This window comes from Enterobacter sp. FW301-JW81, assembly GCF_058788735.1.
Genome location: NZ_JBYTBA010000002.1, coordinates 1 through 23,949, shown reverse-complemented (window position 1 = coordinate 23,949; position 23,949 = coordinate 1). Strand labels below are relative to the sequence as shown.

25 protein-coding genes are annotated in these 23,949 nt (G+C 54.5%); 9 read left to right on the top strand and 16 right to left on the bottom strand.

The genetic code is table 11. From position 1 onward, the window contains the following. Window positions 1-17: 17 nt before the first annotated feature. Complete coding sequence (locus AC3WOK_RS07105; RefSeq protein ID WP_008502177.1) at window positions 18-278, top strand: YfhL family 4Fe-4S dicluster ferredoxin; 261 nt, start codon at window positions 18-20, stop codon at window positions 276-278. Here the strand turns inward: AC3WOK_RS07105 and acpS are convergent. The 12 genes from acpS to rseD form a co-directional block, all read right to left on the bottom strand. Then, complete coding sequence (gene acpS / locus AC3WOK_RS07100; RefSeq protein ID WP_047346780.1) at window positions 275-655, bottom strand: holo-ACP synthase; 381 nt, start codon at window positions 653-655, stop codon at window positions 275-277. The genes AC3WOK_RS07105 and acpS overlap by 4 nt on opposite strands. Then, window positions 655-1,386 carry a pyridoxine 5'-phosphate synthase gene (pdxJ, locus tag AC3WOK_RS07095; protein WP_063957706.1) on the bottom strand — a complete coding sequence of 244 codons (732 nt, stop codon included), beginning with the start codon at window positions 1,384-1,386 and terminating at the stop codon, window positions 655-657. The genes acpS and pdxJ overlap by 1 nt, the downstream gene beginning before the upstream one ends. Window positions 1,387-1,419: 33 nt before the next feature. Continuing rightward, window positions 1,420-2,127 carry a DNA repair protein RecO gene (gene recO / locus AC3WOK_RS07090; RefSeq protein ID WP_492354249.1) on the bottom strand — a complete coding sequence of 236 codons (708 nt, stop codon included), beginning with the start codon at window positions 2,125-2,127 and terminating at the stop codon, window positions 1,420-1,422. A gap of 17 nt (window positions 2,128-2,144) precedes the next feature. Further along, window positions 2,145-3,050, bottom strand: coding sequence for a GTPase Era (gene era / locus AC3WOK_RS07085; protein ID WP_006176722.1), 906 nt, complete (start codon window positions 3,048-3,050; stop codon window positions 2,145-2,147). Continuing rightward, a complete protein-coding gene (rnc, locus tag AC3WOK_RS07080; RefSeq protein ID WP_003860711.1) occupies window positions 3,047-3,727 on the bottom strand; it encodes a ribonuclease III in 681 nt (226 codons plus the stop codon). Before rnc ends, era begins: the two co-directional genes overlap by 4 nt. Before the next feature lie 222 nt (window positions 3,728-3,949). Beyond that, complete coding sequence (gene lepB, locus AC3WOK_RS07075) at window positions 3,950-4,924, bottom strand: signal peptidase I (protein WP_047346783.1); 975 nt, start codon at window positions 4,922-4,924, stop codon at window positions 3,950-3,952. Between the two features lie 15 nt (window positions 4,925-4,939). After that, window positions 4,940-6,739, bottom strand: coding sequence for a translation elongation factor 4 (gene lepA / locus AC3WOK_RS07070; RefSeq protein WP_023308849.1), 1,800 nt, complete (start codon window positions 6,737-6,739; stop codon window positions 4,940-4,942). 185 nt (window positions 6,740-6,924) lie between these two features. After that, complete coding sequence (gene rseC / locus AC3WOK_RS07065) at window positions 6,925-7,401, bottom strand: SoxR-reducing system protein RseC (protein WP_059312571.1); 477 nt, start codon at window positions 7,399-7,401, stop codon at window positions 6,925-6,927. Further along, window positions 7,398-8,351 carry a sigma-E factor regulatory protein RseB gene (gene rseB, locus AC3WOK_RS07060; protein WP_059312570.1) on the bottom strand — a complete coding sequence of 318 codons (954 nt, stop codon included), beginning with the start codon at window positions 8,349-8,351 and terminating at the stop codon, window positions 7,398-7,400. The genes rseC and rseB overlap by 4 nt, the downstream gene beginning before the upstream one ends. After that, complete coding sequence (rseA, locus tag AC3WOK_RS07055; protein WP_059312569.1) at window positions 8,351-9,001, bottom strand: anti-sigma-E factor RseA; 651 nt, start codon at window positions 8,999-9,001, stop codon at window positions 8,351-8,353. Before rseA ends, rseB begins: the two co-directional genes overlap by 1 nt. Before the next feature lie 31 nt (window positions 9,002-9,032). Next, window positions 9,033-9,608, bottom strand: coding sequence for an RNA polymerase sigma factor RpoE (rpoE, locus tag AC3WOK_RS07050; RefSeq protein WP_059312568.1), 576 nt, complete (start codon window positions 9,606-9,608; stop codon window positions 9,033-9,035). Continuing rightward, window positions 9,605-9,667, bottom strand: coding sequence for a rpoE leader peptide RseD (gene rseD, locus AC3WOK_RS07045; protein ID WP_229255512.1), 63 nt, complete (start codon window positions 9,665-9,667; stop codon window positions 9,605-9,607). The genes rpoE and rseD overlap by 4 nt, the downstream gene beginning before the upstream one ends. A 363-nt stretch (window positions 9,668-10,030) precedes the next feature. Here rseD and nadB point away from each other — a divergent pair, with 363 nt between their 5' ends. Continuing rightward, the gene (gene nadB, locus AC3WOK_RS07040) at window positions 10,031-11,650 is read left to right on the top strand and encodes an L-aspartate oxidase (protein ID WP_059312567.1); all 1,620 of its coding nucleotides are present in this window, start codon (window positions 10,031-10,033) and stop codon (window positions 11,648-11,650) included. On the opposite strand, the gene trmN is transcribed toward nadB, so the two are convergent. Beyond that, window positions 11,635-12,372, bottom strand: coding sequence for a tRNA(1)(Val) (adenine(37)-N(6))-methyltransferase TrmN (gene trmN / locus AC3WOK_RS07035; protein ID WP_059312566.1), 738 nt, complete (start codon window positions 12,370-12,372; stop codon window positions 11,635-11,637). The genes nadB and trmN overlap by 16 nt on opposite strands. Window positions 12,373-12,504: 132 nt before the next feature. Between trmN and srmB the strand changes: the two genes are divergently transcribed. Continuing rightward, entirely contained in the window at window positions 12,505-13,833 is a 1,329-nt protein-coding gene (gene srmB, locus AC3WOK_RS07030) for an ATP-dependent RNA helicase SrmB (protein WP_047346790.1), read from the top strand. 50 nt (window positions 13,834-13,883) lie between these two features. On the opposite strand, the gene grcA is transcribed toward srmB, so the two are convergent. Next, window positions 13,884-14,267, bottom strand: coding sequence for an autonomous glycyl radical cofactor GrcA (grcA, locus tag AC3WOK_RS07025; protein ID WP_008502190.1), 384 nt, complete (start codon window positions 14,265-14,267; stop codon window positions 13,884-13,886). Between the two features lie 314 nt (window positions 14,268-14,581). Here grcA and ung point away from each other — a divergent pair, with 314 nt between their 5' ends. Beyond that, the gene (ung, locus tag AC3WOK_RS07020) at window positions 14,582-15,271 is read left to right on the top strand and encodes a uracil-DNA glycosylase (protein WP_047346791.1); all 690 of its coding nucleotides are present in this window, start codon (window positions 14,582-14,584) and stop codon (window positions 15,269-15,271) included. Window positions 15,272-15,319: 48 nt separating this feature from the next. Here ung and AC3WOK_RS07015 read toward each other — a convergent pair whose 3' ends face one another. Next, on the bottom strand, window positions 15,320-16,450 hold the full coding sequence (locus AC3WOK_RS07015) for a tRNA/rRNA methyltransferase (RefSeq protein ID WP_063428240.1): 1,131 nt from the start codon (window positions 16,448-16,450) through the stop codon (window positions 15,320-15,322). A 204-nt stretch (window positions 16,451-16,654) separates the two neighbouring features. Between AC3WOK_RS07015 and trxC the strand changes: the two genes are divergently transcribed. The 5 genes from trxC (at window position 16,655) to AC3WOK_RS06990 (ending at window position 22,376) form a co-directional block, all read left to right on the top strand. After that, complete coding sequence (gene trxC / locus AC3WOK_RS07010; protein WP_047346793.1) at window positions 16,655-17,074, top strand: thioredoxin TrxC; 420 nt, start codon at window positions 16,655-16,657, stop codon at window positions 17,072-17,074. A gap of 69 nt (window positions 17,075-17,143) precedes the next feature. Continuing rightward, the gene (locus AC3WOK_RS07005; protein WP_059312562.1) at window positions 17,144-17,842 is read left to right on the top strand and encodes a tRNA-uridine aminocarboxypropyltransferase; all 699 of its coding nucleotides are present in this window, start codon (window positions 17,144-17,146) and stop codon (window positions 17,840-17,842) included. A gap of 35 nt (window positions 17,843-17,877) precedes the next feature. Beyond that, window positions 17,878-20,541, top strand: coding sequence for a bifunctional acetate--CoA ligase family protein/GNAT family N-acetyltransferase (locus AC3WOK_RS07000; RefSeq protein ID WP_063428236.1), 2,664 nt, complete (start codon window positions 17,878-17,880; stop codon window positions 20,539-20,541). A gap of 110 nt (window positions 20,542-20,651) precedes the next feature. Further along, window positions 20,652-22,007, top strand: a complete 1,356-nt coding sequence (gene pssA / locus AC3WOK_RS06995) for a CDP-diacylglycerol--serine O-phosphatidyltransferase (protein ID WP_063428234.1) — start codon at window positions 20,652-20,654, stop codon at window positions 22,005-22,007. Window positions 22,008-22,052: 45 nt separating this feature from the next. Further along, window positions 22,053-22,376: a YfiM family lipoprotein gene (locus AC3WOK_RS06990; protein ID WP_492354248.1), complete on the top strand. Its 324-nt coding sequence runs from the start codon at window positions 22,053-22,055 to the stop codon at window positions 22,374-22,376. Here AC3WOK_RS06990 and AC3WOK_RS06985 read toward each other — a convergent pair. Next, window positions 22,373-23,668: an MFS transporter gene (locus AC3WOK_RS06985; RefSeq protein ID WP_492354247.1), complete on the bottom strand. Its 1,296-nt coding sequence runs from the start codon at window positions 23,666-23,668 to the stop codon at window positions 22,373-22,375. The two genes, AC3WOK_RS06990 and AC3WOK_RS06985, sit on opposite strands and share 4 nt — an antisense overlap. Between the last annotated feature and the right edge of the window lie 281 nt (window positions 23,669-23,949).

Below are 23,949 nucleotides of genomic sequence, written 5' to 3'. Positions count from 1 at the left end.
TTTCTGAGAATTTCCTGATGGCGCTGTTAATCACCAAAAAATGCATCAATTGCGATATGTGCGAACCCGAATGCCCGAACCAGGCCATTTCGATGGGCGACAGCATTTATGAGATTAACAGCGACCGCTGCACCGAATGCATCGGCCACTATGAAACGCCGACCTGTCAGAAAGTGTGCCCGATCCCGAATACCATCCTGAAGGATCCGGCACACGTCGAGAGCGAAGAGCAATTGTGGGATAAGTTTGTCCTGATGCATCACGCCGACAAACTCTAGCTTTCAATAATCACCGTCGCGCAGGCGTAGTGGCGTTCATCGGCGAGCGTCACGTGCATGTGATTCACGCCCAGCTTTTCCGCCAGCTTTTGCGCCTCGCCCCATAAACGCAGGCGTGGCTTACCCAGCTCATCGTTAAACACTTCAAACTGGTTAAACGCCAGGCCATTACGAATGCCGGTCCCGAAGGCTTTGGCGGCAGCCTCTTTTACCGCAAAGCGCTTCGCCAGGAAACGTACCGGCTGCTGATGCGCTTCCCAGATAGCCCATTCGTTATCGCTCAGCACGCGCCTTGCGAGGCGATCGCCGCTACGGGCGATCACCGCTTCAATGCGGGCTATTTCAACGATATCGGTGCCTAAGCCCAGAATGGCCATTACTGACGCGCTTCCTGCATCAGGCGTTTCATCTCTGAGACCGCCTCTTTCAGACCGCTCATCACCGCACGGCCAATAATGGCGTGGCCGATATTCAGCTCGTGCATTTCCGGCAGGGCGGCGATGGCTTTAACGTTGTGGTAGGTCAGGCCGTGTCCGGCGTTAACCTTCAGGCCCAGGCTTGCGGCATACGTGGCCGCTTTGGCAATGCGATCCAGCTCTTTGGCCTGTTCGGCATCGTTTTTGGCATCGGCATAGCAGCCGGTGTGGATTTCGATATACGGTGCACCCACGTCGGCCGCCGCTTTAATCTGGGCGAAATCGGCGTCAATAAACAGGGAAACCAGAATACCGGCATCCGCCAGGCGTTTGCAGGCATCGCGCATTTTGTCGATCTGCCCGGCAACATCCAGACCGCCTTCGGTCGTCACTTCCTGACGCTTTTCAGGCACCAGGCAGCAGAAATGCGGCTGAGTCTCGCAGGCAATGGCCAGCATCTCTTCCGTAACCGCCATCTCCAGATTCATACGGGTGTCCAGCGTCTGACGCAAAATGCGTACGTCACGGTCGGTGATATGGCGACGGTCTTCGCGCAGGTGAACGGTAATGCCGTCGGCGCCAGCCTGCTCGGCGATAAACGCCGCCTGAACCGGATCGGGATACGCCGTGCCGCGCGCATTACGCAGCGTGGCGATATGATCGATGTTGACGCCTAACAGTAATTCAGCCATGACAATCCTCGGTTTTCTTTTCGATTCTGTGGTCTAACGTTTCGGCACAAACTGCCTGAATAATTCGCGGCTCTTTAAGGGCTTGCCGCCAAGATACGGCTTGAGGGCAATCCGGGTAAAGCGTTTTGCCGCGCGCAGGGTGTCCTGGTCGGGAAACTCGCGCTCATACAGCGCCCGGAGCTGGCGCCCGGTGAACGTGCTGTTATCTATCACGACGCTGGCGATAAAACCTTTTTCTTCCCGATACCGGTAGGTCATCCCGTCTTCTACCTCGTCTCCACTTCCCGCACAATGCAGAAAATCGACGCCGTAGCCAAGATGCCCCAGCAGCGCCAGTTCAAAACGGCGCAGGGCGGGTTCGGGCGTGCCAGCTGCGCCAGCCAGCGCCTGGATACAGTGCAGATAATCGAAGAAAAGTTCAGAGAAGCGAGTCTCATGTTCAAGAACCCGTGAGACGAGTTCATTGACGTACAGGCCGCTGTAGAGCGTGATACCGGAAAGGGGGAGCGCCAGGGAGACGGCTTCAGCACTGCGCAGGGTTTTGACTTCCCCACGCCCGCCAAAGCGAACCAGCAGCGGTGTGAAAGGCTGTAAGGCACCTTTCAGATTAGAACGTTTGGAACGTGCGCCTTTCGCAACAAGGCGCACGCGGCCCGACTCTTCCGTGAAGACGTCCAGCATGAGGCTGGTTTCGCTCCAGGGACGACTATGCAGGACAAAGGCACGCTGCCATCCATCCATATGCGCGTCGTCTTGGTTTACTGGTCTTCGCCGTAACCGAGGCTGCGCAGAGCACGCTCATCATCGGCCCAGCCAGATTTCACTTTCACCCACAGTTCCAGGTGAACGGGTGCTTCGAACATTTCCATCATGTCTTTACGGGCTTCAATACCGATGGTTTTGATCTTGGCACCTTTATTGCCGATCACCATCTTCTTCTGCCCTTCGCGCTCAACGAGGATCAGGCCGTTGATGTCGTAGCCACCGCGCTCGTTGGTCTGGAAACGCTCGATCTCCACCGTCACAGAGTACGGCAGCTCAGCGCCCAGGAAACGCATCAGCTTTTCACGGATGATTTCAGACGCCATAAAGCGCTGAGAACGATCGGTGATGTAGTCTTCCGGGAAGTGATGAATCGCTTCCGGGAGATGCTTACGCACGATGCCCGCGATGGTATCAACGTTCAGGCCGGTCTCAGCAGACAGCGGAACGATGTCGAGGAAGTTCATCTGGCTACCCAGCCACTGCAGGTGCGGCAGCAGGTCGGCCTTTTCCTGCACGTTGTCAACTTTGTTGACCGCGAGGATAACCGGCGTTTTACCGTCACGCAGCTTGTTCAGCACCATCTCGTCGTCCGGCGTCCAGCGGGTGCCTTCAACAACGAAAATCACCAGCTCTACGTCGCCAATTGAGCTGCTCGCCGCCTTGTTCATCAGACGGTTAATGGCACGCTTCTCTTCCATGTGCAGGCCCGGGGTATCAACGTAGATCGCCTGATACGCGCCTTCAGTATGGATGCCGACAATGCGGTGACGCGTGGTCTGCGCCTTACGAGAGGTGATAGAAATCTTCTGCCCAAGCAGATTATTCAACAGGGTGGATTTGCCAACGTTCGGACGTCCGACGATGGCAATAAATCCGCAATAGGTTTTTTCTTCGCTCATTCCAGCTCCAGCATTTTTAACGCCTGTTCGGCGGCAGCCTGTTCAGCCTTACGACGGCTTGAACCTGTGCCTACCACCGGTTCACTCAGGCCACTGACCTGGCAATGGATGGTAAATTCCTGATCGTGCGCTTCGCCACGTACCTGCACTACCAGATAAGATGGCAGCGGCAGATGACGACCCTGCAAATATTCCTGCAGACGCGTTTTCGGATCTTTTTGTTTATCGCCCGGGCTGATTTCATCCAGACGGGTCTGATACCAGTTGAGGATCAGCTTTTCTACGGTCTGGATATCGCTGTCCAGGAACACACCACCAATTAATGCTTCGACCGTATCGGCAAGAATAGATTCACGACGGAAGCCGCCGCTTTTCAGTTCACCCGGCCCAAGACGCAGACATTCGCCCAGTTCAAATTCGCGCGCGATTTCCGCAAGGGTATTACCCCGAACCAGCGTGGCGCGCATGCGGCTCATATCACCCTCGTCCACACGCGGGAAACGATGATAAAGCGCATTCGCAATCACGAAACTTAAAATAGAGTCGCCTAAAAACTCGAGTCGCTCATTATGTTTGCTGCTGGCACTGCGGTGGGTTAATGCCTGTTGCAACAACTCCTGATGATGAAAAGTGTAGCCCAGCTTCCGTTGAAGCCGATTAATTACGATGGGGTTCATGCGATACCAATAAATGAATGCGTCAAAAATGCAGCACACGAAACCGACCTGAGATAACCAACGCGGTTTCGTGTGCCGTGGCACCCTTGCAGGGCCAACCTTAAACTTCGGGGGAATATTCTATACACAACGACAGGGGATGTCGTTAGTTCGAAGAGATTTATCGTGGAAATAATTCGCGTAACCGCTAATTAAAGCGGCTACGCGTTCATTTATTGAGAATTAATGGATTCCGCCAATACGATTCAGTCGTACACCGGTCGGCCATTCGCCTTCCTGCTTCTCAAAACTCATCCAGATTGCGGTCGCTTTACCCACCAGATTCGCTTCCGGCACAAAGCCCCAGTAGCGGCTATCGGCAGAGTTGTCGCGGTTATCGCCCATCATGAAGTAATGGCCTGGCGGCACGATCCAGCTGGCAAGCTGCTGACCCGGCTGCTGGTAGTACATACCGAGCTGATCCTGCGCGATAGGCACTGTCAGGATGCGGTGGGTCACATCGCCCAGCGTCTCTTTGCGCTCAACCAGACGAATACCGTTCTCTTTGGTTTCGCCTTTCGGTACCTGGAAGAACCCGCTGGTCGCTTCGCCACCGTTACGACGCGCAAAGGTCTGCACAAAATCACTTGGCTCAACGTTTGAGTAGGTGATCGGCAGCGCATTTTCACATGCGGTACCGGAGCTGCAGCCCGGCTGAACGGTGACTTCTTTCGCAACCGGATCGTAAGTCACTTTATCACCCGGCAGACCGACCGCGCGCTTGATATAGTCCAGGCGCGGATCTTCCGGATATTTGAATACCACGATGTCGCCGCGTTTCGGATGACCGGTTTCGATCAGCGTTTTCTGGTAGATAGGATCTTTAATGCCGTAGGCAAACTTCTCTACCAGAATAAAATCACCAATCAGCAGCGTTGGCATCATTGACCCTGATGGGATCTGGAACGGCTCGTAAATAAACGAACGTACCACCAGCACAATGGCCAGCACCGGAAATACCGAGGCACCCGTTTCCAGCCAGCCCGGTTTCGGGCCGACTTTCTTCAGGGTTTTCGCGTCAATCCCATCGCCCGTGGCTGCCTGCGCGGCAGCCTGACGTTCATGACGTTTTGGGGCGAAGATAAACTTATCCAGACACCACAGCAGACCTGTCACCAGGGTAGCAATGACCAGGATCAGGGCAAACATGTTCGCCATGCCAACTCCTTAAGGTTATTTGCCGTCTTTACCAACGTGAAGAATGGCAAGGAATGCTTCCTGCGGCAGCTCGACGTTACCGACCTGCTTCATACGCTTCTTACCTTCTTTCTGCTTCTGCAGCAGCTTTTTCTTACGGCTGACGTCACCGCCATAGCACTTCGCCAGAACGTTTTTACGCAGCTGTTTCACGGTAGAACGCGCGATAATGTGGTTGCCGATGGCCGCCTGAATTGCGATATCGAACTGCTGACGCGGGATCAAATCTTTCATCTTCTCAACCAGCTCACGACCGCGATATGGCGCATTGTCGTTGTGGGTGATCAGCGCCAGCGCATCCACACGCTCGCCGTTGATCAGCACGTCCACGCGCACCATGTTGGAGGCCTGGAAGCGTTTGAAGTTGTAATCCAGTGACGCATAGCCACGGGAGGTGGACTTCAGACGGTCGAAGAAGTCGAGTACCACTTCCGCCATCGGGATTTCATAGGTCAGCGCCACCTGGTTACCGTGGTAAACCATGTTGGTCTGCACGCCACGCTTCTCAATACACAGCGTAATGACGTTACCCAGGAACTCCTGCGGCAGCAGCATATGACACTCGGCAATAGGCTCGCGCAGTTCATGAATGTTGTTCAGCGGCGGCAGCTTGGACGGGCTGTCGACGTAGATAACCTCTTTCGAAGTGGTTTCAACTTCATACACTACCGTCGGTGCGGTGGTGATCAGATCCAGATCGTATTCACGCTCCAGACGCTCCTGAATGATCTCCATGTGCAGCAGACCGAGGAAGCCGCAGCGGAAGCCGAAGCCCAGCGCCGTAGAGCTTTCTGGCTCGTAGAACAGGGAAGCATCGTTCAGGCTCAGTTTACCGAGCGCATCACGGAAGTTTTCGTAGTCGTCAGAGCTGACCGGGAACAGACCCGCGTAAACCTGCGGTTTGACCTTTTTAAAGCCTGGCAGCGCTTTATCTGCCGGGTTACGCGCACCGGTCAGGGTATCGCCCACCGGCGCGCCGAGGATGTCTTTAATTGCGCAGACCAGCCAGCCTACCTCGCCGCACGTCAGCTCGGTACGGTCAACCTGTTTTGGCGTGAAGATACCGAGACGGTCGGCGTTATAGACCTGTCCGGTACTCATTACTTTGATTTTGTCGCCTTTACGCATGGTGCCGTTTTTAATACGCACCAGGGAGACAACGCCCAGGTAGTTATCGAACCAGGAGTCGATAATCAGCGCCTGCAGTGGCGCATCTGGATCGCCTTCCGGAGCCGGAATATCACGTACCAGGCGTTCCAGCACGTCGGTTACGCCCACACCGGTTTTCGCGGAGCAGCGCACGGCATCGGTCGCGTCAATGCCGACAATATCTTCAATCTCTTCCGCTACGCGCTCGGGATCGGCGGCTGGCAGGTCGATCTTGTTCAGAACCGGCACAACCTCGAGATCCATTTCCATCGCGGTGTAGCAGTTTGCCAGAGTCTGGGCTTCAACGCCCTGCCCGGCATCCACCACCAGCAGCGCGCCTTCACAGGCCGCCAGCGAGCGTGAAACCTCATAGGAGAAGTCAACGTGGCCTGGGGTGTCGATAAAGTTCAGCTGATAGGTTTCGCCATCAGCCGCTTTGTAATCAAGCGTGACGCTCTGCGCTTTAATGGTAATACCGCGTTCGCGTTCCAGGTCCATGGAGTCCAGAACCTGGGCTTCCATTTCACGATCAGACAGGCCACCGCAAATCTGGATAATACGGTCAGACAGCGTCGACTTACCGTGGTCAATGTGAGCAATGATCGAAAAGTTACGTATGTTCTTCATATAGTTAAATAATTATGCCTTACGAATTCCTGGAGGCCGCTGTTCTTAGCCTGACGTTTTTCAGTGCGAAAACGCAGCATTCTACACTACATCCTCGCAACCTGGAAATGCACTTAGAGACAGGTATAGCGTGAAGAAAGGACGTTTTCTGTTTTAGGGTGTAAAAAATGATAAAGCCCGATGGATCACCGGGCCTCAGAAGAGAGCGTCTCAACGCGAAGCTGGTCTGGCGCCAGACCAACGCTAAGAATGACAGGCTGCCACTCCTCGCGCGCAGCGAGCGTCGGAGAAAGACCTTTAGCAAGCCAGAACCCACCCACGCCACCTAATGCGGCACCGCACATAGCGGCCACATCAGTGCCAAACAGCATCTGGAATATGCCGCCCATGATAAACAGCCCGACCAGCGGAGAGAGATAAACCAGCATGGCGGAACTGAGAAGGCTACCTTCGGCAATGCCCAGCTCTACCTTCTGCCCCACCACCAGCGGCTGTTCACTTGGCACAGAAATCGTGTGCGATGTTTGCGGTCCGAGCTTGTTCAGCACGCGACTGCCGCAGCCCGCTCTGGAGGCGCAGCTATTACATGAAGCTTTTACGTCGCAGCTCACCAGCGCAACGCCGTTCTGCCACGATACCACCGTAGCCCACTCTTTGATCATTGTGCGGCCTTGAATTTAATGCTGTCGGAAATGCGCTTCGCCGTTTGCGGAGGGAGCTCACCCACAATGGTGATCTCTGCGTTATCGCGCACCGTGGTGCTGACCGTCCGGCGTCCGGTACGCAGCATTTGTTCGGCGCTGTTTGCTGTTGCGCGGTTGATATTCACCGAGAAACTGAATAACCCGTCGGAATAGAGGCGCGATTCCACCGGCGTTTCAATCGTTGGCAGCTGACGACGGCTGCTAGACACTTCGCTAAACCCTTGCGGGATCCAGGACGGTACCCAGTTGAAATTAACGGAATCCCCTGCTGGAACAGAAAGCAGCGGCGGCAGGCTGGCTTTAGCCAGATTCTGCATGCTGTTGCCGACCTGATTATTCACACTGAAGGAGATAACGCGGAACTGTTCCAGCGTTTCACCGTCACGGTCAAGCAGGTCTACACGCATGGGGAGTTTGGTTTCCGCGTCAATCCAGACAATATAGCTGTAGCGCGTTCCGTCCCGGGCAACCACACGGACCACCTCGCACAGCCTGTCCGCAATGCGCGTACGCCCTACCGAAATAAAATCGTAGTAAGGGGCAAGCCGTTTGAAGTCGGTGTAAATAAGTGACGGCAGAGAATCAACGATATAGTCGCCATTCAGCGTGAAAGGCTCCAGGCCTGGCTCGAAATAGCTGATTTCGTTACCACGCTGGACAACTTCCCGACGCGGGCCATCCATCTGTAAAAGCTGGGCAAGCGGCTGATTATCAAGACGGGCATGACGATAGCGTAACGACTCGACGCCCTGCTTATTGATGCTGATAAATGCCAACTCGTAATTGAGTGACTGGCTGGCCAGATTCATTTGCTGCAACAACGCCCCGGATGAAACATCAGCCGAGGCGTTGGCAGAGAAGAACAGGCTACCCGCCATCAGAGACATGGCGAACCAAAGTTGCTTCATTACTGCGATTGCGTTCCTAAAGTTTGGTTTCCGGGCACCTGCACAGCAGCTTGCTGTGTTTGCGCCTGCTCAAACTGAAGCTGTTCAGAGTGCAGACGACGCTGCAGCTCGTAATCCTGCAACATCGCATTAATGCGACGGCGCTGCTCCTGAACCTGCTGTTGCTGACCGCCACTGGCGGAAGCATCAGCCGGTACACCCAGACTTACCGGGCTGGCTTTGCCCATCATCGGCAGTGTGTTGAACACTGGCGCTTCTGGCTGCTGATTAGTTTCAGACTGAGTATTATAGTGCTGGACGCCAACGATAACTGCAAGCGATACGCATGCAGCCACACCCATTTGGGTAAGCTGGCTGGCCCACGGACGCACCTTTTGCCAGAATGGCATTTTCTGCCACTGGTGAGGCGCGGGTTGAGCTTCAGGAATCAGCGGAGTGGTCTGATGAACAGGCTCGTTCTCAATCGCCGCCATGACGCGGGCTGAGATATCGAAATGGAGAAACTCGCTGGTATCACCGCGGAGGGTGTCGCGGATGAGATGGTAACTCTCCCACGTTTCTTGCATTTCAGGAGAATGAGACAGCTCGTTGAGCAGCTCACTGTCCAGCGTTTCACCATCCATTAAAGCGGAAAGTTTTTCTTTCTGCATGCCTAATACCTTTTCCAGTATCCCGCTATCGTCAACGCCTGATAAGCGGTTGAACTTTATTATCAATAGCTTCTCGCGCACGGAAAATTCGTGAACGTACCGTGCCGACCGGACAATCCATGATAGCGGCTATCTCTTCATAGCTCAGACCATCCAGCTCCCGTAACGTAATTGCCATGCGTAAATCTTCCGGGAGCGACTCGATCGTGCGAAAAACGATTTGTCTCAGTTCTTCTGACAACATTAAGTTCTCAGGGTTCGAAATTTCTTTCAATGCGCCGCCACTTTCGAAGTTTTCGGCGTCGATTGCGTCCACATCAGTTGACGGCGGACGACGGCCCTGAGCGACCAGATAATTCTTTGCCGTATTGACCGCAATACGGTACAGCCAGGTATAAAAAGCACTATCTCCCCGGAAAGAATCCAGCGCGCGATAGGCCTTAATAAAAGACTCTTGCACTACATCAGGCACATCGCCTGACGGTACATAGCGGGAAACCAGGCTCGCCACCTTATGCTGGTAGCGCACCACCAGTAAGTTAAAGGCTTTCTGATCTCCCTTCTGGACCCGTTCAACCAGGACCTGGTCCGTTAACTGCTCGCTCATCCGAGGTAATGTCTCCCCAAACCTAAATTCCACGCGTTATCGAAACGCCACTCTAAAATACCGCACTTTGAGCAAGCACCGAGTTAGAGTGTCTGATCTTCAATAAGTTCCGTAACGCCTTTGTTTTTGTTCATCGCGCCGCAGACTGTTCATTTTCTCTCATTATAAGTCTGTTCACGATACGCACCACTTTCTGACAAGAAACATCTTTTTCCCGCCAGAAGAGTAACGCAACCCCGTTTTTATTTCACCACAAAATCTGACGCTAACGATCTGCTTCGCAAAATAATTTCACTCATTTACCCTCCGTTTACCTCCGCTTACGCGTTTAGCCGTTGCAACAACCTTTAAAAAAAACGTGCGATAAATCGCATCCGGGTGCTATTCTGACCAAACTCTGTTTAGTAAATTAAACAACAATCATGAACACAACACCTGAACTCCATTGTGATGTACTGATCATCGGCAGCGGCGCTGCCGGTCTCTCTCTGGCGCTGCGCCTGGCCGAGCATCAAAACGTTATCGTTCTGAGTAAAGGGCCGATAAGTGAAGGTTCCACGTTTTATGCTCAGGGCGGCATTGCTGCCGTGTTCGATGAGACAGACAGTATCGCATCCCACGTTGAAGATACGCTGATTGCCGGGGCCGGGATCGTGGATCCGCACGCCGCGGAGTTTGTCGCCAGCAACGCCCGTCATTGCGTTCAGTGGCTTATCGACCAGGGCGTACTGTTTGATACGCAGGTTCAACCCAACGGTGAAGAGAGCTACCACCTGACTCGCGAAGGCGGCCACAGCCACCGCCGCATCCTCCACGCAGCGGATGCGACTGGCAAAGAAGTGGAAACCACGCTGGTCAGTAAAGCGCTGAGCCATCCTAATATTCGGGTTCTTGAGCGAAGTAATGCCGTTGACCTGATTATCTCCGACAAGATTGGCCTGCCCGGCACGCGTCGCGTGGTAGGCGCATGGGTCTGGAACAGGAATAGAGAAAAGGTGGAAACCTGTCAGGCGAAGGCTGTTGTGCTGGCTACGGGCGGCGCCTCCAAGGTGTATCAGTACACCACTAACCCGGACATTGCCTCCGGAGACGGTATCGCGATGGCCTGGCGCGCCGGCTGCCGGGTGGCGAATCTCGAATTTAATCAGTTTCACCCCACCGCCTTGTTCCACCCTCAGGCGCGCAACTTCCTGCTGACGGAAGCCCTGCGCGGTGAAGGCGCCTATCTGAAACGCCCTGATGGCTCCCGCTTTATGCCGGACTTTGACGCCCGGAGCGAACTGGCCCCTCGTGATATTGTCGCTCGCGCCATCGACCATGAAATGAAACGCCTTGGCGTGGACTGCATGTATCTCGATATCAGCCATAAGCCAGCAGCGTTCATTCGCCAGCATTTCCCGATGATTTACGAAAAGCTGCTCAATCTTGGCATTGATTTAACCCGCGATCCGGTGCCCATTGTGCCAGCCGCCCACTATACCTGCGGTGGCGTAATGGTTGACGATCATGGGCGTACCGATGTCGATGGCCTGTATGCTATTGGCGAGGTCAGCTATACCGGGCTTCACGGCGCGAACCGTATGGCCTCTAACTCGCTGCTCGAATGTCTGGTCTACGGCTGGTCTGCGGCGGAAGACATCGCGAAACGCATGCCTTACGCCCGTGAGACAGAGCGCCTGCCGGCCTGGGATGAAAGCCGCGTGGATAACCCGGACGAGCTGGTCGTGATCCAGCACAACTGGCATGAGCTACGGCTGTTTATGTGGGATTACGTAGGGATTGTGCGCACCACGAAACGTCTTGAACGCGCATTGCGTCGCATCACCATGCTGCAGCAGGAAATTGATGAATATTACGCCAACTTCCGGGTCTCTAATAATCTGCTGGAGCTGCGCAATCTGGTGCAGGTTGCCGAGCTGATTGTTCGCTGCGCGATGATGCGTAAAGAGAGCCGCGGGTTGCACTATACTCTCGACTACCCGGATCAGCTTGCTGAGTCCGGCCCATCGATACTCGCCCCGCAGGTTTACATAAACAGATAAAACGCCTGGGTCAGGGCAGTGTAATCTTCGGAATAACGCTGGTCTGGCCCACGGATAACCATTCGGTCATTAAAGCATTCACCCTCTTTTGGCGAGAGCGCCAGCAGCACGCGGTGCGGCAGCCGTCCTTCCGTATCTGAAATATCGGTACGCAGACGTAACGTCCAGCCGATCTCCTGCGCGATACCGATGAACGTGTTGCCCGTACTCTCCGGCAGAACCACGCAGAAAAACCCCTCTTCGGAGATCAGTTCTGCCGCACTAGTGAGCAGCGCTTTATGATCGAGGGAGCTGGTATAACGCGCCTGTTCGCGCTCAGGCGAGCCGCACTCAACGCCGGGTTCGTAGTAGGGAGGGTTGCTGACGATCAGATCGTAACGCGCGGTTTGTTCAGGCGCCCAGGCCAGTATATCTGCGCATTCGACTCTCATTCGGGCTGCCCATGGGGATTCGGCCACATTTTCACTCGCCTGCTCTGCGGCCTGCGCATCCAGTTCAACGGCATCAATGGTGACATGCTCTTCCGTACGCTGTGCCAGCATCAACGCCACCAGCCCGCTACCGGTACCGATATCAAGAATACGCTTAACGCCTGCGACAGGCGCCCATGCTCCCAGTAAAATACCGTCGGTACCGACTTTCATGGCACAGCGATCGTGAGCGACAAAAAATTGTTTAAACGTAAAACCATCGCGGCGCAGCTGCGCTTTGAGTTGAGACATGTCAGGGCAACCTTCTAAGTGAAACTGGAGTAGCATAGGGGAAAGCGAAGTGGCCGAAAAGCGATATCCATACAAACAGATGAAGATTACAGCCGTAACGTCTATAATCAGCGCCCCACACAGAGGTAGAACATGACTGTAACGACTTTTTCCGAACTTGAACTCGATGAAAGCCTGCTCAATGCACTTGAGAGCAAAGGCTTTACACGCCCGACCGCCATTCAGGCAGCGGCCATTCCGCCTGCGCTTGAGGGCCGCGATGTGCTCGGTTCTGCGCCAACCGGCACGGGGAAGACAGCAGCCTATTTGCTGCCTGTGTTGCAGCATCTGCTCGACTTCCCACGCAAAAAATCTGGCCCGCCGCGTATTTTAATCCTGACGCCTACGCGCGAACTGGCAATGCAGGTTGCCGATCACGCGCGTGAACTCGCGGCGAATACTCATCTTGATATCGCCACCATCACCGGCGGCGTTGCGTATATGAACCACGCCGAAGTGTTCAGCGAAAACCAGGACATCGTCGTTGCAACGACAGGCCGTCTGCTGCAATACATTAAAGAAGAGAACTTCGACTGCCGCGCGGTTGAAACCCTGATTCTTGACGAAGCCGACCGCATGCTGGACATGGGCTTCGCGCAGGATATCGAACACATTGCGGGTGAAACGCGCTGGCGTAACCAGACGATGCTCTTCTCTGCCACCCTCGAAGGGGAAGCGATTAAAGATTTCGCGGAGCGTCTGCTGGAAGATCCGGTAGAAGTGTCTGCCACGCCGTCCACGCGCGAGCGTAAGAAGATTCACCAGTGGTATTACCGCGCGGACAACCTTGAGCACAAGGTTGAATTGCTCAAGCACCTGCTGAAGCAGGAAGATGCTCTGCGTACAATCGTGTTCGTGCGTAAGCGCGAGCGCGTGCACGAGCTGGCTGAAATGCTGCGTAACGCCGGAATAAACAACTGCTATCTTGAAGGCGAGATGGCGCAGATCAAGCGTACCGAAGGCATTAAGCGCCTGACCGATGGCCGCGTTAACGTACTGGTTGCGACAGACGTAGCCGCGCGCGGGATCGACATCCCGGACGTCAGCCACGTCATTAACTTCGATATGCCGCGCAGCGGAGATACCTATCTGCACCGTATTGGCCGTACCGGCCGCGCGGGCCGCAAAGGTATTGCGATTTCACTGGTCGAAGCGCATGACTACCTGCTGCTGCAGAAAATTGGCCGCTATGTTGATGAGCCGCTGAAAGCGCGCGTTATTGACGAACTCCGCCCGACCACGCGTGCGCCGAGCGAAAAAATGACGGGCAAACCGTCCAAGAAAGCGCTCGCGAAACGTGCTGAGAGAAAAGAGAAAGAAAAAGAGAAACCACGCGTGAAGCAGCGCCACCGCGACACCAAAAATATTGGTAAGCGCCGTAAGCCAAGCTCTGCCGCACCAGAGACGAAATCTGAAGAGTAAAAAAAAGCCGGGAAAATCCCGGCTTTTTTATTCCCCCCTGTCTGAAGCCGTTACAGGCTTTCAGTAAAGGTACGCGCAATAACGTCGCGCTGCTGCTCCGGGGTGAGAGAGTTGAAGCGAACTGCATAGCCGGACACGCGAATGGTCAGCTGTGGATATTTTTCTGGGTGCTCAACTGCATCCATCAGCGTTTCACGACGCAGTACGTTAACGTTCAGGTGCTGACCACCTTCCACGCGCACTTCCGGTTTCACTTCCATTGGAATTTCACGGTACTCGATCTCGCCCAGTTTGCTTACCGGCACGATTTCATCTTCTGCAAAACCCGCTTTCGCTACGACGCAGCGCGCTTCGTTTTTCTCGCTGTCCAGCAGCCAGAAAGAGTTGAGCAGATCGTCATTTGCAGCTTTAGTAATCTGGATACCTGTAATCATGTGTTGCCTCCCTTAGGCTACATTAACTGATGTCGGCCTCTCGCGGCCAATTGGTAAAACCATTGTTTCTTGTGTGTATATATATCATTCACACCACCGCGATTTATTGATTTAAATCAATAAAAACATCAACCACACAAAGAGTGTGGTCTGAATTTATTGCTCCAGATCAATTTCGCAGCCTTACCAATTCAATTCAACCTGCATAATTTCAACATAAATTGAGTGACTTACGCGCATTTCCCACCTGTAATTTTGCGCCCGTGAATTTAACGGTTAAGCTAGTCACAGATTGAGATTCGCAGGAGAGCGAGATGACGACACCTTTAACCTGGCATGACGTGCTGGCAGAAGAAAAGCAGCAGCCTTATTTTATCAATACGCTCAGCACCGTTGCCGCTGAACGTCAGTCCGGACAGACAATTTATCCGCCGCAGAAAGATGTGTTCAACGCATTCCGCTACACCGAGCTGAGCGATGTGAAAGTGGTCATTCTGGGTCAGGATCCCTATCACGGCCCTGGGCAAGCACATGGACTGGCCTTTTCCGTGCGTCCGGGCGTGGCTATCCCGCCTTCCCTGCTCAATATGTATAAAGAGCTTGAGGGAACCGTGCCCGGGTTTACCCGCCCCACTCACGGCTATCTGGAAAGCTGGGCTCGCCAGGGCGTGCTGTTATTGAATACGGTGCTCACCGTACGGGCGGGCCAGGCGCACTCGCACGCCAGCCTGGGCTGGGAGACGTTTACCGATAAAGTCATCAGCCTTATCAATGAGCATCGCGAAGGGGTCGTGTTTTTACTGTGGGGATCGCATGCGCAGAAGAAAGGAGCGATCATCGACCGTCAGCGTCACCATGTCCTGAAAGCACCGCACCCGTCACCGCTGTCTGCGCATCGCGGTTTCTTTGGCAGTAATCATTTTGTTCTGGCGAATGAATGGCTGGAAAAACGTGGCGAAACGCCAATTGACTGGATGCCTGTGTTACCGGCAGAAAGCGAGTAGTGTGAGTTTGTATGCCCGGTGAACCGGGCATACAAAAAGCATAAAGGCTTACGCTTTGTTCTGACGCCACCATTCGGCCAGCAGCACGCCGGTCGCAACGGAGACGTTCAGACTTTCCACATTGCCCGTCCCGTCGATAGAGACGCTCAGATCTGCACTGGAGAGCGCCGCGTCAGACAGACCATCGCGCTCCTGACCCAGCACCAGAACCATTTTACGCGGCAGTGTCGCTTTAAACAGCGGCGTACCGGCGTGGCTCGAAGTGGTCACGATGGAATAGCCCGCTTTACGGAACTGCTCCAGGGCATCCAGAACGCTGTCGCCGGTGATTGGCTGTACGTGCTCGGCTCCACCTTCCGCAGTACGGATCGCGGCGCCGGATTCCAGCAGCGCGGCATCCTGCAACAGCACGCCTTTCACGCCAAAGTGCGCGCAGCTGCGCATCATTGCGCCCAGGTTATGCGGATTGCCCACATCTTCCAGAGCCAGCACGCAGTCATCGGCATCCGCCTGGCTGACCCACTGCTGCACGGTCGTGCCGTTACGTTTTTTGATCAGGAAGCAAACGCCGCCGTGGTGCTCGGTGCCAGACGCTTTGGTCAGCTCAGCATCATCAACCACGTGGTAGGCTTTACGGTTTGCCGCCATCCAGCGCAGCGCTTCTTTAAAGCGTGGGGTCACGCTCTGGATAAACCAGGCGCGGACGATACACTCAGGACGGCTCTGGAACAGCGCCTGGCAGGCGTTCTCGCCATACACGCGGGTCTCTTCCGCGCGCTGACGGCGCAGCACTTCCGGGTCGATAAAGCTTTTACCGCTGATACCGCCGTGATCGGCTTTTTCCGGCGTCTCATCGCCAGGGGCGCGAGAAACGGTGCGCCACGGGGAAGCGTTATCACGTGAGAAGTCATCACGCGGACGATCGTCGCGTGGACGGTCACTACGTGGGCGGTCGGAACGCGGACGGTCATCGCGTTTGCGATCGTCACGTTTGCGGTCATCACTGCGGTTATTTCTGTCATCGCGGGCGGGGCGACGGCCACCGTCTGCACGAGAAGACGCCGGACGCCCGCCACCTTTTCCGGTACGCGGATTTTGGGTGCGTTTATCAGAGTCATCATCACTGCGGACATACATCACTTTGACCTTGCCGCTTTTGTTTTTCATTTCGTCGTTCATGCTTTTCTCCACCAGCGCTGCGCGAAGCGCGCAGATTACCCGATGTGCCAGCGCATAGCCATAATTTCGTACAAAAGCCTGTGACTATTGTTCTCATTGAATAAAACGCATTGTTGTTTCAAACAGGCTCATTGATAATATGTAACATATTAGAAACATTATCGGCATACTGCCGCTGTCCCACGGCTCTATCAGAGGTTAGTTATGAATACCGTATGTGCCAACTGTCAGGCTCTTAATCGCATTCCGGACGATCGGATTGAAGATGGTGCGAAATGCGGGCGTTGTGGCCATGAATTGTTTGATGGCGATGTCATTAACGCGACGGGTGCTACGCTGGACAAACTCCTCAAGGACGATCTTCCTGTCGTGATCGATTTCTGGGCGCCATGGTGCGGCCCGTGCCGAAACTTCGCGCCCATTTTTGAGGATGTGGCCGAAGAGCGCAGCGGTAAAATGCGCTTCGTGAAGGTCAATACTGAGGCAGAGCGCGAGCTCAGCGCGCGTTTTCAGATCCGCAGTATTCCGACCATTATGATCTTCAAAAACGGTGAAATGGTTGACATGCTCAACGGTGCGGTTCCGAAAGCTCCGTTCGATAGCTGGTTAAACGAATCACTGTAACATTCCCGGGGCACATCTTGTGCCCCGCTCCCGCCTCTGCGAAAATAGCGTTTTTCCTGCATTTCGCCCATGACTGATAACGCTGTCCTTAAATTACGTGCCGAGCGCCTTGTGCGCGCGACTCGCCCCTTTCTTGCCCGCGGCAACCGTATTCGTCGCTGTCAGCGCTGCCTGCTACCGCTGAAGGTTTGCCTGTGCGAGACGCTGGCCACGAGTTCGGCAGAGAGCCGTTTTTGTCTGGTCATGTTCGATACCGAACCGATGAAGCCCAGCAATACGGGGCGTCTTATCGCCGATATTCTGCCGGACACCGTCGCGTTTCAGTGGTCCCGTACTGAGCCTCCGCAGGCCCTGCTCGACCTGGTGGCAAGCCCGGACTATCAGCCAATGGTCGTTTTCCCGGCCTCTTATGCGGGCGCAGATCGTCAGGTGCTTTCGGCGCCGCCATCCGGTAAACCGCCGCTGTTTATTATGCTGGACGGCACCTGGACCGAAGCGCGCAAAATGTTTCGCAAAAGCCCTTACCTCGACGCCCTGCCGGTGATATCTGTCGACCTTTCCCGCGTTTCGGCCTACCGCCTGCGCGAAGCGCATGCTGACGGGCAGTACTGCACCGCCGAGGTGGCCATTGCGCTTCTGGATCTGGCGGGAGATACCGCTGCGGCTGCGGCTCTGGGCAACCATTTCTCATGTTTTCGCGAGCGCTATCTGGCAGGAAAAACCGTTCATAAGGGCAGTGTCACAGCAACAGAGCCAGAAAGCGTTTAAAATCATCAGGTCGCTTGCATTCACAGGAGGCCTGCATGAGCCAGCGAGGGTTAGAAGCGCTACTTCGTCCTAAATCCATTGCCGTGATCGGCGCATCAATGAAACCGGATCGCGCTGGCTATCTGATGATGCGTAACCTGCTGGCCGGGGGATTTAATGGCCCCGTCATGCCCGTCACGCCAGCTTATAAGGCCGTTCAGGGAGTGCTTGCATGGCCTGATGTACAAAGCCTGCCTTTCGTGCCGGATCTTGCCGTACTTTGTACTAACGCGAAGCGTAATCCGGAACTGCTGGAGTCACTCGGCAAGAAAGGGTGTAAAACCTGCATTATCCTCTCCTCTCCGCCCGAGCAGAAAGCCGAGCTGCTGGCATGCGCCAATCGCTATCAAATGCGCATTCTTGGGCCAAACAGTCTGGGGCTGCTCGCCCCCTGGCAGGGGCTGAATGCCAGTTTCTCACCGGTTCCAATCCGCAAAGGCAAGCTCGCTTTTATTTCGCAGTCGGCCGCGGTATCAAACACCATCCTCGACTGGGCGCAGCAGCGTGAAATGGGATTCTCCTACTTCATTGCCCTCGGCGACAGCCTCGATATCGACGTGGATGAACTGCTGGATTTTCTGGCGCGCGACGGCAAAACCAGTGCGATCCTGCTTTATCTTGAGCACCTCAGCGACGCCCGCCGTTTTGTATCGGCTTCGCGAAGCGCTTCGCGTAATAAGCCGATCCTGGTGATCAAAAGCGGACGCAGCCCTGCAGCACAGCGTCTGTTGCATTCGCATTCCGGTATGGATCCGGCCTGGGATGCTGCCATTCAGCGCGCGGGGCTGCTGCGCGTACAGGATACGCACGAGCTTTTTTCCGCCGTTGAGACGTTAAGCCATATGCGCCCGCTGCGCGGCGAGAAGTTAATGATTGTCAGCAATGGTGCCGCCCCTGCTGCACTTGCGCTGGACGAGCTGTGGCGGCGCTTCGGCAAGCTGGCAACGCTGAGTGAAGAGACGCTGCAGCGTCTGAAAGAAGCGCTTCCGGCAAGCGTTACGCCCGGCAATCCGCTTGATTTGCGTGATGATGCCAGCAGCGAGCGCTATATCCGTGCTATCTCCATTTTGCTGGATAGCCAGGATTTCGATGCGCTGATGATTATCCACTCCCCCAGCGCGGTAGCACCCGGGAGTGAAAGCGCGCGTGCGCTTATTGATGCCGTGCGCAATCATCCGCGAGGCAAATACGTCACCCTGCTGACCAACTGGTGCGGTGAGTTTTCCTCTCAGGAAGCGCGACGCTTGTTCAGCGAAGCCGGGCTGCCAACCTACCGCACGCCGGAAGGCACCATCACCGCGTTTATGCATATGGTGGAATATCGCCGCAACCAGAAACAGCTACGTGAAACGCCGGCGTTGCCCGGTAATCTCACGGCGAACACCGTCGACGTTCACCGGCTGTTGCAGCAGGCTATCGAAGAGGGGGCGACGTCGCTTGATACGCATGAAGTTCAACCCATTCTGGGTAGCTACGGAATGCAAACCCTGCCGACCTGGATCGCCAGCGACAGCGCTGAGGCCGTTCATATAGCTGAGCAAATTGGCTACCCGGTTGCCCTTAAGCTGCGTTCCCCGGATATTCCGCATAAGTCTGATGTTCAGGGGGTCATGTTATACCTGCGCACGGCAACGGAAGTACAGCAGGCCGCAGATGCCATCTTCGACCGTGTCAAAATGGCCTGGCCGCAGGCAAGGATCCACGGACTGCTGGTGCAAAGCATGGCTAACCGCGCAGGGGCTCAGGAGTTACGGGTTGTGGTCGAACACGATCCGGTGTTTGGCCCCCTCATCATGCTGGGAGAAGGCGGTGTAGAATGGCGGCCTGAAGAACAAGCCGTGGTGGCATTACCGCCGCTGAACATGAATCTGGCGCGTTATCTGATCATTCAGGCGATTAAAAGCAAAAAGATCCGAGGCCGAAGTGCGCTGCGTCCGCTCGATATTGCCGGGTTAAGTCAGTTTCTGGTGCAGGTGTCTAACCTGATTGTGGATTGTGCAGAGATCCAGCGGCTGGATATTCATCCGCTTCTCGCCTCCGGCAGCGAGTTTACGGCGCTGGACGTGACGCTGGATATCGCGCCATTCGAAGGTGACAGAGAGAGCCGTCTGGCGATCCGGCCATATCCTCTGCAGCTGGAGGAATGGGTTGAGATGAAAAATGGGCAACGCGCCTTGTTCCGCCCTATTCTGCCGGAGGATGAACCCCAGCTGCGAGCCTTTATCTCTCAGGTTACGAAAGAAGATCTCTATTATCGCTATTTTAGCGAAATCAACGAATTTACCCACGATGATTTAGCTAATATGACCCAGATCGACTACGATCGAGAAATGGCGTTTGTTGCCGTTCGTCGCTCCGATAAGGGGGATGAGATCCTCGGCGTCACGCGTGCTATTTCTGACCCGGATAACGTCGATGCGGAATTTGCCGTACTGGTCCGCTCCGATCTTAAAGGTCTGGGTCTGGGAAGACGGCTGCTGGAAAAACTCATCAGTTATACGCGAGATCACGGATTGTTACGCCTCAATGGCATTACTATGCCTAACAATCGCGGTATGGTGACCCTGGCGCGAAAACTTGGATTTGAGGTTGATATTCAGCTGGACGAAGGTATTGTTGCCTTGTCCCTTAGTCTGACATCGGCAGACAAACACAAGTAAGCTACTGGAAATGTTACCCACTTTGGACGGGACTGGTGGTATCATTGTCCGCTTATGTTGTTTGCATGGTACAGACAACCCTTCAATGAACAGAGAAGAAACGCACTGTGATGTTGTCAAAATTTAAGCGTAATAAACATCAACAACACCTTGCTCAACTACCGAAGATTTCTCAGTCAGTTGATGATGTAGAGTTCTTTTACGCTCCCGCTCATTTTCGGGAGACGCTTCTGGAAAAGATTGCCAGCGCCACGCGACGCATTTGCATTGTGGCTCTGTATCTTGAACAAGATGAAGGCGGGCGCGCGATCCTGAACGCACTCTATGAAGCTAAACGTCAGCGTCCGGAACTGGATGTTCGCGTGCTGGTAGACTGGCATCGCGCTCAGCGTGGCCGTATCGGCGCAGCCGCTTCAAACACCAATGCTGACTGGTATTGCCGCACGGCGCAGGAAAATCCTGGCGTTGATGTGCCTGTTTATGGCGTACCTGTTAATACCCGTGAAGCGCTCGGCGTCCTTCATTTCAAGGGCTTTATCATTGATGACAGTGTGCTTTACAGCGGCGCCAGTCTGAATGATGTTTACCTGCATCAGCTCGATAAATATCGCTACGACCGTTACCATCTGATTCGTAATCCACAGATGGCCGATATCATGTTTAACTGGGTTGATAAAAATCTGGTACATGGTCGTGGCGTCAATCGCCTTGACGATCCCGAGCGTCCGAAAAGCCCGGAGATCAAAAACGATGTTCGCGCCTTCCGCCAGGAGCTCCGCGATGCGGTCTATCATTTCCAGGGCGATGCGAACAACGAAGAGTTATCCGTTACCCCGCTGGTAGGGCTCGGCAAATCAAGCCAGCTGAACAAAACGATCTTCCATCTGATGCCGTGCGCGGAGCAGAAGCTCACCATCTGTACGCCGTACTTCAACCTTCCGGCCGTGCTGGTGCGTAATATCATTCAGCTACTGCGCGACGGTAAAAAAGTGGAAATCATCGTCGGTGATAAAACGGCAAACGACTTCTACATTCCTGAAGATCAGCCGTTCAAAATCATCGGGGCGCTGCCTTATCTTTATGAGATTAACCTGCGTCGTTTCCTGAGCCGTTTACAGTATTACGTAAACACTGACCAGTTGGTTGTGCGTCTCTGGAAAGATGAAGACAACACCTACCATCTGAAAGGCATGTGGGTCGACGATGAGTGGATGTTATTGACCGGTAACAACCTCAACCCACGCGCGTGGCGACTGGATCTGGAAAACGCTATCCTGATCCACGACCCGCAGCATGAGTTAGCCGCACAGCGCGAGCGGGAGCTTGAGCTGATTCGCACGCATACTACCGTGGTGAATCATTACCGCGAATTGCAGAGCATCGCCGATTATCCGGTAAAAGTCCGCAAGCTCATTCGCCGCTTGCGTCGCATCCGTATCGACCGACTTATCAGCCGTATTCTGTAGTATCCAGGCCCTGCCAACCGCAGGGCTTTTTTATGGAGCCCGTTGATGCGCATTCCTTTACTACTGAGCGTCCTCTTTCTGAGCGGCTGTAGCCATATGGCCAACGACAGCTGGTCCGGACAGGATAAAGCACAACATTTCCTCGCCTCCGCGATGTTGTCTGCAGCCGGTAATGAATATGCGCAGCATCAGGGGTATAGCCGGGACCGTAGCGCGGCTATAGGGTTGATGTTCTCAGTCGGTCTTGGGGCATCAAAAGAGATGTGGGATAGCCGCCCCGCAGGGAGCGGCTGGAGCTGGAAAGATTTTGCCTGGGATGTCGCTGGCGCTACGACCGGCTATGCCGTGTGGCAGATGGCGCATTACTAAAGACGAATACCTTTACCCTTGCGATGCAGCATCAGAGAGACAATGAAAGCAAGGGCTCCCATTACCGTCACGTACCAGAAGAATGTCGTTTCACTTCCCCACGATTTAAGAGACAACGCAACGTACTCCGCCGATCCGCCAAACAACGCGTTGGCTACCGCATAAGAGAGCCCGACGCCTAAAGCACGTACCTGCGCCGGGAACATTTCGGCCTTCAATATCCCGCTGATAGAGGTATAGAAACTGACAATCACCATCGCCAGCATGACCAGCGCAAATGCTGCATACGGTGAGGAGACATGCTGAAGCGCAGTCAAAATAGGCACGGTACAGAGCGCCGACAATCCGCCAAAAATAAGCATCGAGGTACGTCGGCCAATTTTGTCCGAGAGCGCACCGACGATCGGCTGTATGAGCATAAAGACAAATAGCGCCACGGTCATGACAACGCTGGCGACGTTGGCGTGCATTCCGGTGGTGTTCACCAGGTACTTTTGCATATAGGTGGTGAAAGTATAGAAACTGAGAGAGCCGCCCGCAGTGAAGCCCAGCACCATCAGGAAAGCTTTGCGGTTACGCCATAACCCTTTGAATGTTCCGGCTTCCTTCAACGTCCGGACCTCTTTCTGAGAGGTTTCATCCAGCTGACGGCGTAGCCAAAGCGCGACGATCGCCAGCACGGCCCCCATCGCGAAAGGGATCCGCCACCCCCAGGCATGAAGTTGTTCATCCGTCAGGATCTGCTGCAGGATCACCACCACAAGAATGGCCAGCAACTGACCACCAATAAGCGTGACGTACTGGAACGAGGCGTAAAAGCCTTTACGCCCTTCCAGCGCAATCTCACTCATGTAAGTCGCGCTGGTACCGTATTCGCCACCTACCGATAATCCCTGGAATAAGCGGGCCAGTAGCAGTAACGCGGGTGCCCAGGTGCCAATCGATTCATATCCCGGCAAGCAGGCGATCACCAGAGAGCCAAAGCACATCATACAAACCGAGATCAGCATAGAGGCCTTACGCCCGCGACGATCCGCAATGCGGCCGAATAACCATCCGCCGATGGGTCTCATCAAGAATCCTGCGGCAAATACGCCTGCCGTTTGAAGAAGTTGTGTCGTGGTATTGCCTGAGGGGAAGAAGATATGTGCGAAGTAGAGTGAACAGAATGAGTAGACGTAAAAGTCGAACCATTCAACCAGATTCCCTGAAGAGGCGCTGACGATTGCCCATACCCTTCTTCGGGTATCACTGTTAGGCAGCGTCCCGTTTGATGTAATGCTTTCTGTCATTGTGATTATGCTCCTGCCATAAACTGCGGCGTATTGAGCCAGTAGACTCAATTACCTCGTAAATGAAATGTTATAATTTTGTTATAAACAACATTGAGACAAAGATCACATATTCCATTAGCAGGATAAGGGATTAAGAGAAAGGCCAGATTGGGGGAACACAAAGCAAAAAACCCCGCACCTTACGGTACGGGGTTCTTCTAATTGATGCCTGGCAGTTCCCTACTCTCACATGGGGAGACCCCACACTACCATCGGCGCTACGGCGTTTCACTTCTGAG

Bases quoted from the DNA above. Each gene is read 5' to 3' on its own strand.
- AC3WOK_RS07105 (WP_008502177.1), top strand. From the start codon at position 18: ATGGCGCTGTTAATCACCAAAAAATGCATCAATTGCGATATGTGCGAA.
- acpS (WP_047346780.1), bottom strand. From the start codon at position 655: ATGGCCATTCTGGGCTTAGGCACCGATATCGTTGAAATAGCCCGCATT.
- pdxJ (WP_063957706.1), bottom strand. From the start codon at position 1,386: ATGGCTGAATTACTGTTAGGCGTCAACATCGATCATATCGCCACGCTG.
- recO (WP_492354249.1), bottom strand. From the start codon at position 2,127: ATGGATGGATGGCAGCGTGCCTTTGTCCTGCATAGTCGTCCCTGGAGC.
- era (WP_006176722.1), bottom strand. From the start codon at position 3,050: ATGAGCGAAGAAAAAACCTATTGCGGATTTATTGCCATCGTCGGACGT.
- rnc (WP_003860711.1), bottom strand. From the start codon at position 3,727: ATGAACCCCATCGTAATTAATCGGCTTCAACGGAAGCTGGGCTACACT.
- lepB (WP_047346783.1), bottom strand. From the start codon at position 4,924: ATGGCGAACATGTTTGCCCTGATCCTGGTCATTGCTACCCTGGTGACA.
- lepA (WP_023308849.1), bottom strand. From the start codon at position 6,739: ATGAAGAACATACGTAACTTTTCGATCATTGCTCACATTGACCACGGT.
- rseC (WP_059312571.1), bottom strand. From the start codon at position 7,401: ATGATCAAAGAGTGGGCTACGGTGGTATCGTGGCAGAACGGCGTTGCG.
- rseB (WP_059312570.1), bottom strand. From the start codon at position 8,351: ATGAAGCAACTTTGGTTCGCCATGTCTCTGATGGCGGGTAGCCTGTTC.
- rseA (WP_059312569.1), bottom strand. From the start codon at position 9,001: ATGCAGAAAGAAAAACTTTCCGCTTTAATGGATGGTGAAACGCTGGAC.
- rpoE (WP_059312568.1), bottom strand. From the start codon at position 9,608: ATGAGCGAGCAGTTAACGGACCAGGTCCTGGTTGAACGGGTCCAGAAG.
- nadB (WP_059312567.1), top strand. From the start codon at position 10,031: ATGAACACAACACCTGAACTCCATTGTGATGTACTGATCATCGGCAGC.
- trmN (WP_059312566.1), bottom strand. From the start codon at position 12,372: ATGTCTCAACTCAAAGCGCAGCTGCGCCGCGATGGTTTTACGTTTAAA.
- srmB (WP_047346790.1), top strand. From the start codon at position 12,505: ATGACTGTAACGACTTTTTCCGAACTTGAACTCGATGAAAGCCTGCTC.
- grcA (WP_008502190.1), bottom strand. From the start codon at position 14,267: ATGATTACAGGTATCCAGATTACTAAAGCTGCAAATGACGATCTGCTC.
- ung (WP_047346791.1), top strand. From the start codon at position 14,582: ATGACGACACCTTTAACCTGGCATGACGTGCTGGCAGAAGAAAAGCAG.
- AC3WOK_RS07015 (WP_063428240.1), bottom strand. From the start codon at position 16,450: ATGAACGACGAAATGAAAAACAAAAGCGGCAAGGTCAAAGTGATGTAT.
- trxC (WP_047346793.1), top strand. From the start codon at position 16,655: ATGAATACCGTATGTGCCAACTGTCAGGCTCTTAATCGCATTCCGGAC.
- AC3WOK_RS07005 (WP_059312562.1), top strand. From the start codon at position 17,144: ATGACTGATAACGCTGTCCTTAAATTACGTGCCGAGCGCCTTGTGCGC.
- AC3WOK_RS07000 (WP_063428236.1), top strand. From the start codon at position 17,878: ATGAGCCAGCGAGGGTTAGAAGCGCTACTTCGTCCTAAATCCATTGCC.
- pssA (WP_063428234.1), top strand. From the start codon at position 20,652: ATGTTGTCAAAATTTAAGCGTAATAAACATCAACAACACCTTGCTCAA.
- AC3WOK_RS06990 (WP_492354248.1), top strand. From the start codon at position 22,053: ATGCGCATTCCTTTACTACTGAGCGTCCTCTTTCTGAGCGGCTGTAGC.
- AC3WOK_RS06985 (WP_492354247.1), bottom strand. From the start codon at position 23,668: ATGACAGAAAGCATTACATCAAACGGGACGCTGCCTAACAGTGATACC.